Source organism: Gimesia sp. (assembly GCF_048260065.1).
In the GTDB taxonomy this organism is placed as follows: Bacteria; Planctomycetota; Planctomycetia; order Planctomycetales; family Planctomycetaceae; genus Gimesia.
The window spans coordinates 401,680-416,357 of record NZ_JBLXHC010000007.1 but is presented as its reverse complement, the minus strand read 5'-3'; the positions used below and the strand labels follow the sequence as shown (position 1 = coordinate 416,357).

Here is a 14,678-nt window from a genome sequence, read left to right as displayed (position 1 = left end):
GAAAAAAGAAAAAAACCTCCAGAAAAATTGAAACACACTGATCTGAAGTAAGTGCCATTAGGCGTTAGCCCCGGTTAGACGTGTTTGCTAAGTGGTTGGTAAAAGTTGAATCGAGTGGAACAGTTGGCTTGCCCAACTGTGAATGTATTCCAGTAACGTTCTTCGCCTGAACCAATCGATGGGAGATCAGATGTTGAAAAAACATTCCTTTTCGAGATACGGAAACAGCGTACTGCCAGTGTTCGTGTCACTCATCCTGCTGTGGAATTTGAATGAACTTAGATCGAATTCTCAGAGTTCCATTGTATTTCCTCCTGAGGAAATGCAGGGGGCGAGCTATGTGCCTGTCGACGATTCTGAAAGGATTTCCAGATTGCCGGAAGAAGATCGAGCTATTTATACAAAAAAAGCGTATTACCTGCCGGCAGATCTCAGTGACTGGGAGCAGTTTTCCGATTTATATGATCGCAAGATTGAGTCGATCCGGATTTTTATCATAGGTGATCAGGAACATTTTACTGATATCACGATCAAAGATCCGAAAGACTGTAAAAAGTTTTCTCTGGCACTTCAGCCCAGGTATATATTACGAAATCCTGATTCTGATTTTGGCAGGAGTTTTGGAGGGTATGGCGGGGGTGCTGCTTTAGGCGCGATGGAAGTGCGAATCAAAGGTGTTAAGAAACCGCTGATTATTGGAATAGCAAAAATTGGCTTTTATCTGGATGTCTGGTATGGGAGTAAGAGACAGGTCTTTTACTCCAAGGCCCTGTCCGTAGCCGTCGATCACGCATTGAAAAAATACTCAAAATATCGAATCCCTGAGGAATACCTTGCCAAACAGTCCGGGATTGATTTTCTGACCCTTCCCGATGAGTTGAAAGACCAGTAGAAAACGATTCGTAACGGGGATCATTTGTGTGGCAATGTCATTGCTAATTCTCTGAACTCAATCTAAGGGAGTGATGATGTTAAAAAAACATTCCTTTTTGCGAATCGAAAACAGCTTTCTGCTGGTGTTTGTGTCACTCATCCTGCTGTTGAATTTGAATGAGCTTAGATCGAATGCGTTCAAAATCCCTGACTCTCTCCCTGAAGACATGCTGGGGTCAAGCTATCTGCCTGAAGATGATTCCGCATGGATTACCAGCCTGCCAAAGGACCAAAGAATACTCTATACCGAAAAACCATATTTCTTGCCTGCGGGGCTCAGTGACTGGGAGCGATTACGTCATTTGGAAGAACACAAGATCGAGGCCATCCGTATCCTGATACCTGGGTGTGCTGATGTGATGATCAAAGATCCGAAAGACTGTAAAAAGTTTTCTCTGGCACTCCAGCCCAGGTATATTTTACGAAAAGTCGCTTCTGACGTGGGAAGAAGCCACGGCGGTTATGGTGCAGGGGCTTCATCAGGTGTGATGAAAGTGCGCTATCAAGGCGTTAAGAAACCGCTCATCATCGGTATCGCACAAATTGGTTTTTATCTGGATGTCTGGCATGGAAATAACAGGCAGGAATTTTATTCCAAAGCCCTGTCCGTGGCCGTGGATCACGCCGTAAAAAAATATTCCGACTATCAGATTCCCAAAGAACACCTCGCCAGACAGTCCGGAAGTGCTTTTTTGACGCTTCCCGATGAGTTGAAGGATCTGTAGTTGAAAAGGGAGAAGGCAGGGCTCATTATTCTAAAAACCTGTACCCTCTAAAGCTGATTCAGGAGCGCCTGCGATGAATAGAAGTTCAATTCGGGGTCTGAACCCTTTTCTGTGTCTTCACTATCCCCTTATTCGTGGCCGAGGAGGTGAATAGAGAAACGATGGAAAGATTTAATAAAACCGGCCTTGATGTCGCCATCTACTGGAGATCGGTTATATGGTTGATGGATTGCCCGTTTGACAAAGCTGTTAAACCTGATCTAGATATGTCATCGACGGAGATGAGAGAGTTCCATGATAAGCTAGAGGGGATCTGGGTCGGACTTCGAGACAAAGTGGGGATAGACAACGTAGGTGAGGCCACTGTTCCGGTTACTTTCTCTTCGCAAGAGGTTCGTTGTTTGCGCCAGTGCCTGCATGCGGTTCTTGCCGAATGCGACGGAGATCCACTGGAATTAGAAATACGAGTTGGCGAAGTTGAAGACGTTTGGCGTCTGGCAAAAGAACTAGATTCGATTGTCGAGTAACAATGCTGTCCCACCAGTCTTGAAGAAACAAAGAGGGCTGGGGTTAATTAATCGACGCCTTAAAACCTTCCGTTTCAGATAGACTTCTGCTTCTCTTTGGCTTATTGTCCCTGATATGGGGCTGACCACTTACCATTCCGTCCCAGGACGCACCAGCGCATGGCCAGAAGTCCCCCTTCGCGGCAGTGCGCTGGCAGGCATCTCAGCCGGAAGTCAAGCTGGGGAATGAATGGTATCAGCTCCTCTCCCTGAACGGCATTGCTGCCTCCGAGATCGTCGATTTCAGTAAGCAGACGTACGACGCCAAATGGCAGAAACGGTTCGAAGAGGACCTCGTCGAACTCCTGACCCGCATGGGCCATCCCCCTGCTGACAGCGTGACACTGGAGGTTCAGTCGCTGGATTCATCTGAGAAACAGACGCTGAAAGAGGTCCCCATGACCTACGAAAACCGCCGCGAGAGTGGTAGGAGGGGAAGCCGTGAGGTGGGAACCGGCTGCGCTGTGAATGTAGTCCAGTAGCGTTCTTCGACTCAACCAATCAATTCGGGAGCAGTTCCTCTTTTGCATTGCCGCCCAGGCATCTCAGCCACGTGATCTATCACTTCTGGCTCAGTTACAATTGCAAAACAGAAGAGTGTTAGAGGCATTTGACATTTAGTCTGAAACTAAGTTTTTTAATCGATTTGAGGAAAGATGGCAGACTAATTTGTATATTACAATCCAAATCACTCATGAGCAGGCTTGTAAGAACTAACCCCTAGTAAAAAAATACTCTTTTCATTCGAATCAAGATCTTCTATTTGTTTTCCCAATTCATACAAAGCACGAACCGCACTACGCGAATTTTCTATCAAATCGTCTCTGTTTTTGGATACTTCTTCAATCGAAAGATCAGCCATAGAAATGTGTTTAGATTTTGAGTGCACCAAAGAGTTGCGTGCCTTTATTAGCTTCTTGAGTAGACAAAATGCAATTTTATCCTTGGGAAATGTATTGCCTGTAACCAGTTGAGTAACTATTAGCCATTTGCTTTCAGCTTTTAGATTATCTAAATGGTCATCGGTAATTGCTTTCCCAATTTTTCTTGCTGAATAATCATAAATATATGCTTCGGCTGCCATTCCTGCAAAGAGTATTGTTGAGACAGCAGAATCTTTAATTGTGTCCTCAATCAGATGTTTCTCGTATTCTGCTTCTTCATGATCAATTAGTTTTTGTTTTTCTGCCTCTTTGACTTTGCTTCTTTCTATCAAAGCTTTTTCCATGTTTGATAGATTAATCAAGGCTAAACCTCCAAAGTATCCACCATTATATAGCCTAAAAACTGAATCATGTTTGTTTGACATAAGACAACCTAATCGAGTGTGAAAGCAAATTTTCATCAGCTGGAATGAAATCTATATTCCTTTGCGATTTCATTTTCTGCATATTTGAGGTGAACACATCAAACTATACAAATTCCTTTGCTCTTGATGCTAGATATATTTAAGTTAGAAATTATAGAATTGTCTCTTGATACACTACAAAGGATATATCTCGGCTAGAAGTATAACATGAATGAGCCATTGAACTTATCAGTTCGTAAATTCTATTTTTTAGAATATTTTTACATTTTGTTGAAGAGTGTCGAACGATATGAAGATCGAGATCAAGTGTTTAATTTGTTTAAACTACTAAAACAAGAACATCGACTTGGAGAATCAAAGTTTAAGAAATTAACTATCGAAACAGAAGATTTGACGCCAGTACAAGAATCAAGATATAGATATACATTAAATCAAGTTATTGAAGACTCAAAAGATTATGGGTTGGTCTCTGAAGGCTCAAATAAACTTCTCAATTTGACTTCAGATGGAAAATCGCTGTTAAAAACATATGGTACTGAAGAATTCAATTTGACATTGTTTCGTTTAATGGAGACCAAAAGTAGTGCTTTTAGATATTTGATCGAGAGGATGTATGAGGCAAATACTAAACAACCAGGTTTGTTAATATTTCCGATCTATTCTCCTTACCAATTGAATATTGAACGTTCGACAATTCAAACTACCGCTGACATTCGCAGATATGCTGATACTTTAGTACGCAAATTAAAAATTGATATTGAGTCATATCTGGGAGGGATTAAAAATCTTTGTTTGGATTCTGCTAATGAAAGGCTCATCCAGCAGCTTTTTTCAAATAAAGTAATACCAGTGGAGAATGCAGAAAAATTTCAACCTCATAAATATAATGCTATCGTTTCTAGGTTTAGAAAATTTTGGCTGAATTATTTTCTAAAGGAAGTCTATGGCTATAGGCTGTCATTGTCTGCTTTTGATATTTGGATTTATAGAGCTAAACAGATTGGTCTCATACAAGTGACTGAGTCCTATCCGAATTTTCAAGGAAGGATCATGTATCCAACATCAGTCATCGTTTCAGATACCAAGAATATAGATTTCAAACAATTGTTCGAATACTCAGATGGCATGCGGTTGTTTGCTCATAGACCAGATTTGAAATATTCAAGTAGTGATGACTTAAAAGAGGTAGAAGAATTGTCTTCTTTTGTAGATTGTCTAGTTCAAATGTATTTGGCATTAAGAAGAACAACTAGAAATTACTTTATTAATCTATCCTCTCTACGTGAATTAGTCTGTTACAATATGCAAATTTCAGAAATGGTATTTGCAAGATTACTAAATCGTGCTTATCAGTTGAATATGACTGGAGATTTAAAGGTGAGGATATCACTCGAAGTGGATAAATTGCCTGAAGAAACAAAGGCAATGTATCAAAAATATGACCCAGTTATGATAGATGGAAAATATAGGAATATTATAGCGATTGATGTTACACAAGGAGAGAAGTAGAGTGCCAAATAAATTTACCGGAAAACCTAATGCTTCTCCAATCTCTCAACTTTCTGGTAGATATGAAGAATTCAATCTCAGGGAAAATCCATTCCCATCAGAACCTATGGTTAATAAAGATTCTGATGACCAGAGAATTAATGGTGATATTTATGAGATTGGATTGCGAGAAAATGAACATGAGCAGATATTAAACTATTTCTTAAAAATATCTCAGAACGATCCTAATCATCTTCGTTTAGGATATATCATCGACACTTCTTATATCGGACGTGGAAATGGAAAATCTGCTTTTCTAATTCACCTGCTTCATGAGATTAATCAAAAATATGCATTAGATATTTCTGATGGTACAAACAAGTGCTTTGCTCTTTACGTCACACCTGAACCTGGTGGAAGAAGCAAGACATTTGGTTCTTTTGTGGACCTTGTCTTTCAGTCGATTATATCTTCAAACATCATTCAAAATTGTGCAGCAATTTTGAGGTTGAATGGGATATTGGAAGCTTACCCTCATGCTCTTGAAGACAAAGATTTTGAAGATGAAGATGAATTGATTTCAAACCTGAATGATGAAGAGTGGTTTAAAACTAAAGGTATAAATTTAAGTGTCGTCAGAGAGTTTATTCAAAAAAATCAATTTTTACAGCAGCTGCCCCCTGACTTTCCTCTTTTTACAGAAATCAATAAACATACACTTTTTCCTAAAATGGTAACATCGGAAGATTTTATTATTCATTACAATGAAATGAAAAAAGGAAAGCCAAGGATAGATTTTGTTTTCTCTCACTTGGTTCGCTTTTTTCAGGCAGCAGATTTTAATGGTGCATACATTTTAGTTGACGATTTTGAAAGAATTCCGGATTTTCAGAGCTCTCGTCAAAAAAGAGATTTTGCCCTAGAATTACGATCGGTTCTTTTTGATGGTGTGTACCAAAGTGCTAAATTTGGTTTTTATAATTTACTTTTAGTGCTGCACGCTGGAGTTCCGAGGCTAATTGATGAAGCTTGGCAGGAATCTGGGATGGAAGCAAGATCTCCCATCTCAGAAAAAAATTCTAATCATGTAATTCCATTTGAAAAATTAAACAAGAATCACACCCTACTGCTTCTAAAAAAATACATGGATGCTTATCGTCTAAATGAATCAGAGAACAATATAGAGCCCTTTACTATTGATGGAGTGGAGAGAATTGGGGAAACATCAGAATATAACGCGGCGCAGATACTAAGAACTGCGTACCGATTATTAGACTTAGTGGCAAGGGATAAGAGTAATCTGACTCAAGGCAAAATCGATAAATCTTATGTGGATCAATTTATAGAAAATGATAAGGAATGTCATGAAAAAGAAGATTCGATTACAATAGGTAAATCGAAACCGGCTGATTTGAGGAAGAAAGCCGAGGGTAGTTCATAGTGGGACGCTGTCTTTTGAAAGAAGAACTTTCTGAATTCATTTCTGAAGTCTCAAGTGGAAATCTTAAAGCTGACTCATGGGCATCTAGATCATCTTCATGGGAATTGGAGATTGTCGGCTTGAATTATATTTTAATTCAAATTCTCCTGTCTATGGGGCATGATACTACGGCTAGAAACCAAGTGATTGTAGATTATTTTAATTTAATTTGTAGTTCGTCATGTTGGTTTACTGAAGAAGAATTTAATAGTCAATTTATTGGATTGCTACTCAGCCAAATACGTGATAGATCTCAGACACTGGAAGAAGAGATTGTAGAATTACGTGAGAAGATAAGTGACCATAAATATGATCGAGCGATTCGTTAGCGATACTTGTAGTATTATTCACTACTTCTCGAATCAGACTAAAGTATTTAAAAAGTTCGAGATCAACAAAGAACTATCAAGGTATGCTTCAGGTATTTTCCAGAACGCTTTATCAAATTATTCAAGTAATGTCAGGTTAAGTATACCTTCCGTAGTGTTTGTCGAAATATATGAAAAATGGCTTACCGAAGAGGAAGTAAACAGAGAGTTTTATTATGAGGTTTATCAGAGAATAAATAATTCTCCAAATATTGAGATCAAACCAGTTGACCGTGAAGTAGTAGAGAACGTAGCAGGATTAAAAGATAATCTTTTGAATCATGATATGCATGATAAGATAATATTTGCTTCCGCGATGACTTTAGAATGCCCGCTTATCTCATGCGACAGAGAGTTGATAAAATATAACAGTATTCATAAAGTCATTCCTCGAATATTTTATTGAATTGGTCAAGAACAGAACTTACTTTTAATAGAAGTATAGTGACTGCAAGATAGTTATGAATAATCTTTACCAATTTTAACTTTACGTCTACTCCAACAAATGTCCTCAGCCACTGGGCTAATTAGTCTCAGATTAAACCCTTGGTCACTCATTTTCATCTTCTGCGCATCTAGGCCTATCAAAAGTAGGGTCTTCGATTATAGATCCCATACGTTATTTTCTTTCGAAAAAATAAAAAATCCGATAACCATTATAACTGTGGAATGATTCTGAATTATAGCGATTTACTTTGGATCACGGTTAACCGCGGTTAACGCCGTGCGGCTAATTTTTCTTTCGTGTCTGTTCGTGTTTTTCGTGGTAGAAAAATCCACTTCAAGAATTTCATCGGTTTCCATAACGGGCTGAAACTGGTGCGGAGTGTGGCGGGCGGGTACCTGGGGGCCGTCCCTGCGGCGGGGCAGGTTGGTGATGGGGCACCTGGTGGTACGATTTCGCTGACGGTTTCCTGTTGTCTGCGACAACCCCGGATTGCATCCGGGGCTACCCGTTTTGGAGGGCTGGTTGCTCAGGCAGAGTGGGCCAGCCAACTGTGGCGGCCGGTCGCTGGATGTATCTGATGAGCAGTGGTTTTCTTGAGATCACAGTTAGCCGCGGCTAACGCCGTGCGGCTGATTTTGCCTGCACTCCGTGATTGATTATCAGTGGTGTGGGATTTTCATCTCAGTTCGTTGCAGTGAGATCGGGTAGAATCTGTGGACGGGTTGGGCTTTGATTGGGAAATCGATGCTGGTGTCGGCGGGCTGACACATGGGTCAGCCCCTACGATTTTTTCTGGCAGGTCGGTGACTGGTTATTGCTATTGAAAGTCGATCTGTCAGTTTCCTGCTCGCTGCGCTCGGCCCGGATTGCATCCGGGCTTACCCGCCGTTTTTTTTCTACCACGAAAAACACGAAACTACACGAACAGGGATTGGTTGATGTCGCTATTCAGTGCAACTCGGGATGGTGTTTGTCTGACTTATTGTTTGCTGAGGATTGTGATGCTGGTTCATTTTGGAATGGGGTTTGTTTTCCTGTGTGAGGATCATCTTAGGGAAGGGCTTGAGGGGGGCAAGGGGATATTCGGAATGCTGTGGCGATACTGGTTGATCCGGGAGCCATCCCGGGCGGCATGGGAGCGGTGCCGGGGTGAGGGGCTGCGATGGTGTGGCGACCCACACGCGCACTTTGCGAACCAGTGTGGTTGCAGGCAGTGCAAATCTGGAAAAAACGGGCCTTTTTCCAGTGAATACCGGGAACTTGTGGCTCGTGTTTCAGTGCACTGTAAACTGGTCACGCGCGCGACTCACTTGGACGCTTATTCTGATCGAGTGCAGGGGGGAGTCAAGGGGAGTTTATGCAGTGTGAGTGCGCAAAAGAATCGTGTCAATAGATCAGGAGTGAATCATGAAGACAACTGCTGTTTCAGACAGTGCATTGAAGACTTCGAGGAGAGTCAAGAAGAGAGAGGCGTTCGCAGAGGCCGAGGACGTGACACGTTGGGCAGGGTTGCCTGGTGAAGGGGGTGAGCGGTGAATTTACTCGGGGATGAAATCGGGGACCTGATCTTCCGCCAGGGCGGCCCGGTAGTCGGCGCGTTCTTTGAAGTAGAGGAGTTTGGCGTCGACGGCTTTTTCAGCGGATTCCACGGCGTACTGTTCGCGCAAGGTTACTTTCAAGAGGTCGGACAAGCCTTCCTCGAAGTTGCGGCGTTCCCGGCGGGCCAGGTCTTCGGCGTAGACGACTGCCTGTTCGGCCTGTTGTGCCTGCTTGTAGGCTCCGATCAGGCCGGCGTAAGCGTATTCCACTTCAGCGACGATTTTCTCTTCGGTGAGTTTTCGTTTGGCACTGAGCTGCGAGATCTTGCCGCTGACTTTCTGGATTTTCCCTTGCGCCTTACGGCGTTCGATGGGGACTTCCACGAGCAGCAGGGCATCCAGTTCGAACGGTCCTTTATCGTTTTTGGGACTGGTGGGGTAGCCGACATCCTGGGACGCAGCCATGACCAGATCGACCGAGGGCAGGCAGTCGTTTTGTGCTTCGGAGTGGTCGATGTCGAGCTGACGCTGCAGGAGATCGAGTGCGTAAATTTCAGGTCGCTGTTCCAACGCGAGCTGGGCGTCGAAGGCGACCCGCTCGGCATCGACGGTTTCCAGGTCTGGGAAGGGGGGGAGCATGTCGGGGCCAGGAATCACGGGGGTGCCGTTGGCATCGCGGAAATACAACGAGAGCTTGACTGCGGTCTGTTGCAGCTTCCGTTCGGCCAGGGCCCGTTTGCCGGAACGTTCCGCGACCAGACGCAGGTTATCGGTCAGCTCGGGAGGATCGAGGAATCCATTCTCCACCTGACTGCGAATCCGGTCGGTTCGATCTTCGGCCAGTTTGAGGATCTGATCAGCGATGACCAGTTTGGCACCCGCGGCAACCCAGTCCCAGTAGGCGTAGGCACCTTCCTGAACGAAGCTGATGAGTTGCGCCTGAATATCCGGCTCGACAGCCTGGACGCCGTATGTGGAACGCCACAACGCGGCCCGCCGGGCATCGATGTCACGATTGCGAGACAGGGGGACGGAGAATCCGGCTTTGAATTCTCCCCCTTCGTTTGTCTGGCGTTCGAGATACCAGGGTTGGAAACTGCCACGACCAATGCGGTACCCGGCAAAGACTTCGCCCCCCTGATAGAGAGGCTTGATCAGACCGATATGCTGACGATAGGTTTTGTAATAACCCATCGGACCATTCTCTGTTCCGGCCTTCAGTTTGTGGTCGAATTCGCCCAGCGTTTCGAGGCGTTCGCCCGATGCGACTTCACGCGAATAAAGAGCCGCCTCCAGCAGGGGGTAGCTTTGATAGACCGAGTTGATGACATCTTCCAGATTGATTCCGTCTGCATTGGGAGCGAAATTTTTATCTGGTAATGGAGGGATTTCCGGAATGGCAAATGTTTCTGCAGTGACTGAGTTGGCGGCGACCTGTTTTATGTCTGAAGACTGCGCAGGCGTCTCCGGCGTGAGTTTATTTTGCGGATCTTCCTCGGCCACCTGGAAATCTGTATTTAACAGCGGTGATTTTTCAGATTCGACAGGTGTCGAATCCGGGAGCGAAATATGGACTGAGGAACTTTGCGGTTCCAGCTCGGGTTGGGTCAGGTAATTTTTGTAACCTGCACAGCCTCCCATGCTGAAAGCAAAGATAGCGATCAAAACTCGAAACATTATTTCATGACTTTATGGGCGGGTTAAATATTGTCCGAAGAAGTGATCTAGACTGTGTCCAGTTTTACCGTAGCGTTTCCAGGTCCATTTGAACCGAGTATATTAGGTTGAAAGACGCTATAGTTAAATGTGACGCGCTCTAATCACTATAATCGATACGACAGTTATAATTACTTAATTCGTCATGAAACAAACAATGAGTTGAGCTCAAGTCGAGACAGAGGCAGATTCCCCCAAGAACATTGCCACTATTTTGCAGACACAACGAAGGCCGCAAACTCAACGCATTTTACCAGAAACTTACTTGGGTAATTTGGGGGGCTTGCTTTTACTATCTTTCTGGCCGGGTTCTTCGACGGAAACCACTGGTGGGAAACCATTTAGATTTCGCCAGACTTCATACCAGAGCGGAACCTGATTTAACAGAACCCAGGCATTGGCGCGGACCCCTTGTCGCAGAAAACGATCCTGGGGCCAGGGTTTGTCGTCGGGGTCGGGGCGGATCAGGATACGGAATTTTCCCATTCCGTTATCGATGGAATCTACAGAAACGACTTCACCGCCGAAAGTACCTACCGCGACAGAGGGCCAGCCGGAAAACTGGACTGCAGGCCAGCCTTCAAATTGCAAACGCACATGTCGCCCGGGTTGCACGAGCGGAGCATCATTGCCATCAAGCCAGATTTGTACCGAGCGGTCTTTGGTAAAGGGGACGATCGTGCAGATCGGGTCTCCCTGTTTGAGGATGGCGGTCCCCAGGTTGGGGGTAATGTGGACGATGTAACCATCAAAGGGAGCTTTAATCACCTGGCTTTCCTGCCTTGAAACTTTGACCTGCATGTCCAGCAGTTCCTTCTCAACCTTATTCAGTTCCTGTTGAGATTTGGCGATATCACTTTCCGCCTTGGAGACATCGCCATTTGCTTTTCTCAGCATGGCTTTCGTCTTATCAATCTCAGCCTGCGCTTTCTCTACTTTCGCTGTACGCTCACTTTGCTTGCCTGCCAGTTCATCTTTGGCAGCGCCATAGTAGAAGGCAGCCCCTTTGGCTTTGCTGGTTGCTTCTTTTAATTTGCGATTGACCTCCTGCAGCTTCTGCAGCGAAATATTATTTTCGGCCTGCAGAGTTTTCATGCGGTCGTATTCGGCCTGCAGCTGAGGTAAGGCTGCTTCAAATTCTGCCAGTTTCTGTTGTTCGGCCTGAACTTTTTTGGAGGCCATTTCAATGTAAGCATTTTGTGCACTCACGGTCTCTTTTTTAACCGTCTCAAAAGCCTGAACCTGAGCCTCATAGGAATCAACGATTGTTTTCGCCGCCTCCAGTGCCCGCTGATTTGCTTCCAGGTGTTGCTTTGCCGCGGTAAGTGCCTGTTGTGTATTCATCAACTGCATATCCAGGCGTGAAGAATACGACTCGTCCAGGTCGCGAATCTCAGCGATGACCTGTCCTTTTTTGACCTGGGCATTTTCATAGATTTCATCCCCCCAGCGTGCGAGACGTCCTTTGATCGTGGCCTGAATCACCTGCTGTCGCTGGTCAGGGGCATACGCCAGTACGTTTCCCGTTCCCTGAACAGACTGTTGCCACGGCGCGAACACCATGACCGTGATTGTGAGTGCCAGGATTCCAAACAGGACTTTGGCAATCTTACGCGCCAGACGTGACGATCGCGCCAGCCTCAAAGCAGGCATACTTGATTCGCTGTAGGCGACGGGGCTTAGCAATGACCAGTGTCTGTTTTCTGAATTTGAAGCAGCTTGATCCAGTGTATTCTTACTCGCCATGAGAATTCTCCTCTGCTCCCGCCAGACACACCTCTTGTGTTTTGTAGATCATTGTTCCCGTTTCTGCGAGACTTTGTCTTCCCGTGACCATGATCAATGTCCAGAGTCGTTCAGGATCAGACAACATTTCCATCATCTGTTCTGCATCTTCGTCTGGAAGGCAGTCAATCATGCCATCGATCAGCAGTAAACGCGGCCGCCCGACAATCGCTCTGGCCAGCATCAGTTTGCGAGCCTGATTTGTCGTCAGTGGATACCCGTTCTCGACCAGGCGTGTATTCAGTCCATGGGGCAGGCGGATAATTTCATCAATCAGTCCGACCCACTCCAGCGCTTCGCGAACATCGCTGGTCGAAACATAAGGGCGTTCGAGATGAACATTTTCTTCCAGGGTTCCCGAGAATATTTCAATATCACGTACGAGTGCTACATGCTTTCGCAATGCATCGGGACGTAAATCTCTGGGGTCGATGCCATTGATAGTCACATGTCCTTCTTCGGGCATTGATAACCCAAACAGCAGGTCGAGGATTTCACTCTTACCACTTCCACTGGGCCCCATGAGCATCATCCGGTCTCCGGAATTGATCGTCAGGTTGAGTGGTTCGACCTGATTTTTTCCGTGGCTGGTGGGACCTAGCATATTATTGATTACGACTTCAGCGGGTTTGTCATGCTGTAATGTCAATAGGCCATCCTGACGCTCCATAGGAAGGTCAAATAAAACGCCGAGCTTATCAACAGATGCCAGCAGGTCGTAATAACTCTGCAAGTGCTTTCCCATTTTCGCGAATGAACCAACAATGACCGTGACGATCAGCTCGGCAGCGACAAGTTGTCCCAGTGTTAACTGTCCGGCAATGACCAGCCAGCCTCCCAGTCCCAGTAAAGCAGTACTGGCAACCGCCTGAATTCCTAAAGCGAAAATAATCTGCCGCATCACAATGCGAAAATGTTTTTTACGGGCGCTGAGGTATTCATAAGTTAAATGGTCCGCCTGATCGAGTGCAAACTCTGCGGCGCCACGATAACGAAAAGCAGTCGGACACCCCAGCAGATCCTCAAGCCAGGCCGCCACTTTATACTTCGCCTTGGATTCCTTGATGCTGCTGTTGACCGCACCATGCCCCAGCACAAAGATGACAAATGCGATCAGCCCCAACAGGACCACGTCAAATCCGAGCAGCCACGGATGGTAGAACGCCAAAACGGTCATACCGATCAGCGTACTCAATACCAGGGATATGCCGTCGAGTAACAATGCAGACGAGGCTTTTTGAACGGTGATCACATCAAAGAAACGATTCACCAGTTCTCTTCCCGATTGCCCTTCAATCGAGTTCGGTACGATTCGCGGGAGGCGGTACGATAAATCTGCTGCGACCCTGGCAAAGAGCCGCCTTTGAATGATTTCAACAACAAACGTCTGGAGACCTACTAGCGCAGCAGAAAAAGAGAGGAACGCCAGAAGCATCAATGCCAGCACAATCAGTGGTTGAAGCAGACGCCCAAAGGCAACTGTATTCACCAGGGTTTCCACGGCCATTGGTGTCGCCAGGGCCAGTAACCCGGTTACCAGCGCAAATACCGTAATGGTCCAGATATCGCCGGCTTCCGGTTTCATCAGAGCCAGCACTCGATCCAGAGGGAGCTGGGAATGCAATTCATGTCCGGGATCGGTTGACGGTGCGAGTTCTGGTTTAATGATCAGACAGCGCACGACTTCATCGCGGTTTTTATATTGAAGTAAACGCCGCATCCTGCGGGTACTCATCCAGACGCGGTTCTTTTCCCGCCCGGGGAGGAGAACCTGAAAGCGTCGTCTTTTGGTTCCTACCAGTGCCACCCATTCGGGAGAAGTACCTACGCAAGTGATGATGCGTCCGCCTTCTCTGGCGACATCGGTTAATTCGCGAAATGTGCAATCCATGACTTTGTATTTCAGTCCCAGACTGCGACTGGCTTCAACCAGCCAGTCCCACCAGGCTCCCTCTGATCCTGGTGAATTTTCCGACGCGACTTCAATCAAGGCACGTCGTATACGGGTTCGGTCTGCTGATCGTCCTGAGTCTACCGCCAGTTGCTCAAAGAGCCAGGCGGCAGATTTTATGTCAGACGGAATCATGTTTGAATCAGGATCGAAAGTCGTATCCTGACTCTTTGGCGGGTAATTCGACATAAAACTCTCGAGAAGCTAAAAGATATCAACTGTTAGAACAGTGAAGCTGCTGAAATAAGTTGGGAAAGTAAACTCATTCCATGTAATCGCTCCCTGTTTCAGGCATCGGAAATCTGAACCACAAAGTTCATCACTTTCAGTTCTGAATCTAACCGGCACATAACATACTACAAATCAGCAAC

General features: G+C 45.4%; 13 protein-coding genes. 9 read left to right on the top strand and 4 right to left on the bottom strand.

What is annotated here, in order from left to right; all coding sequences use genetic code 11:
• Positions 1 to 373 precede the first annotated feature (373 nt).
• The 4 genes from ACN0YN_RS16005 to ACN0YN_RS15990 all read left to right on the top strand — a co-directional run bounded on the left by ACN0YN_RS16005 (position 374) and on the right by ACN0YN_RS15990 (position 2,706).
• Positions 374 to 892, top strand: a complete 519-nt coding sequence (locus ACN0YN_RS16005) for a hypothetical protein (protein WP_417386025.1) — start codon at positions 374 to 376, stop codon at positions 890 to 892.
• 73 nt (positions 893 to 965) lie between these two features.
• Positions 966 to 1,658, top strand: coding sequence for a hypothetical protein (locus tag ACN0YN_RS16000; protein WP_417386024.1), 693 nt, complete (start codon positions 966 to 968; stop codon positions 1,656 to 1,658).
• 161 nt (positions 1,659 to 1,819) lie between these two features.
• Entirely contained in the window at positions 1,820 to 2,185 is a 366-nt protein-coding gene (locus tag ACN0YN_RS15995; protein ID WP_417386023.1) for a hypothetical protein, read from the top strand.
• A 185-nt stretch (positions 2,186 to 2,370) separates the two neighbouring features.
• On the top strand, positions 2,371 to 2,706 hold the full coding sequence (locus tag ACN0YN_RS15990; protein ID WP_417386022.1) for a hypothetical protein: 336 nt from the start codon (positions 2,371 to 2,373) through the stop codon (positions 2,704 to 2,706).
• Between the two features lie 206 nt (positions 2,707 to 2,912).
• On the opposite strand, the gene ACN0YN_RS15985 is transcribed toward ACN0YN_RS15990, so the two are convergent.
• A complete protein-coding gene (locus ACN0YN_RS15985; protein WP_417386021.1) occupies positions 2,913 to 3,533 on the bottom strand; it encodes a hypothetical protein in 621 nt (206 codons plus the stop codon).
• 207 nt (positions 3,534 to 3,740) lie between these two features.
• Here ACN0YN_RS15985 and ACN0YN_RS15980 point away from each other — a divergent pair, with 207 nt between their 5' ends.
• The 5 genes from ACN0YN_RS15980 (at position 3,741) to ACN0YN_RS15960 (ending at position 7,895) form a co-directional block, all read left to right on the top strand.
• On the top strand, positions 3,741 to 5,042 hold the full coding sequence (locus ACN0YN_RS15980) for a hypothetical protein (protein WP_417386020.1): 1,302 nt from the start codon (positions 3,741 to 3,743) through the stop codon (positions 5,040 to 5,042).
• A gap of 1 nt (position 5,043) precedes the next feature.
• A complete protein-coding gene (locus ACN0YN_RS15975; RefSeq protein WP_417386019.1) occupies positions 5,044 to 6,462 on the top strand; it encodes a hypothetical protein in 1,419 nt (472 codons plus the stop codon).
• On the top strand, positions 6,462 to 6,830 hold the full coding sequence (locus ACN0YN_RS15970) for a hypothetical protein (protein WP_417386018.1): 369 nt from the start codon (positions 6,462 to 6,464) through the stop codon (positions 6,828 to 6,830). Before ACN0YN_RS15975 ends, ACN0YN_RS15970 begins: the two co-directional genes overlap by 1 nt.
• Before the next feature lie 154 nt (positions 6,831 to 6,984).
• Complete coding sequence (locus ACN0YN_RS15965) at positions 6,985 to 7,275, top strand: hypothetical protein (protein WP_417386017.1); 291 nt, start codon at positions 6,985 to 6,987, stop codon at positions 7,273 to 7,275.
• A 338-nt stretch (positions 7,276 to 7,613) separates the two neighbouring features.
• Entirely contained in the window at positions 7,614 to 7,895 is a 282-nt protein-coding gene (locus ACN0YN_RS15960) for a hypothetical protein (protein WP_417386016.1), read from the top strand.
• A 960-nt stretch (positions 7,896 to 8,855) separates the two neighbouring features.
• Here ACN0YN_RS15960 and ACN0YN_RS15955 read toward each other — a convergent pair.
• From ACN0YN_RS15955 to ACN0YN_RS15945, 3 genes are all read right to left on the bottom strand, one after another.
• Positions 8,856 to 10,532 carry a TolC family protein gene (locus ACN0YN_RS15955; RefSeq protein ID WP_417386015.1) on the bottom strand — a complete coding sequence of 559 codons (1,677 nt, stop codon included), beginning with the start codon at positions 10,530 to 10,532 and terminating at the stop codon, positions 8,856 to 8,858.
• Between the two features lie 300 nt (positions 10,533 to 10,832).
• Positions 10,833 to 12,317, bottom strand: a complete 1,485-nt coding sequence (locus ACN0YN_RS15950) for an HlyD family secretion protein (RefSeq protein ID WP_417386014.1) — start codon at positions 12,315 to 12,317, stop codon at positions 10,833 to 10,835.
• Entirely contained in the window at positions 12,307 to 14,496 is a 2,190-nt protein-coding gene (locus ACN0YN_RS15945) for a peptidase domain-containing ABC transporter (protein ID WP_417386013.1), read from the bottom strand. The genes ACN0YN_RS15950 and ACN0YN_RS15945 overlap by 11 nt, the downstream gene beginning before the upstream one ends.
• Positions 14,497 to 14,678 lie beyond the last annotated feature (182 nt).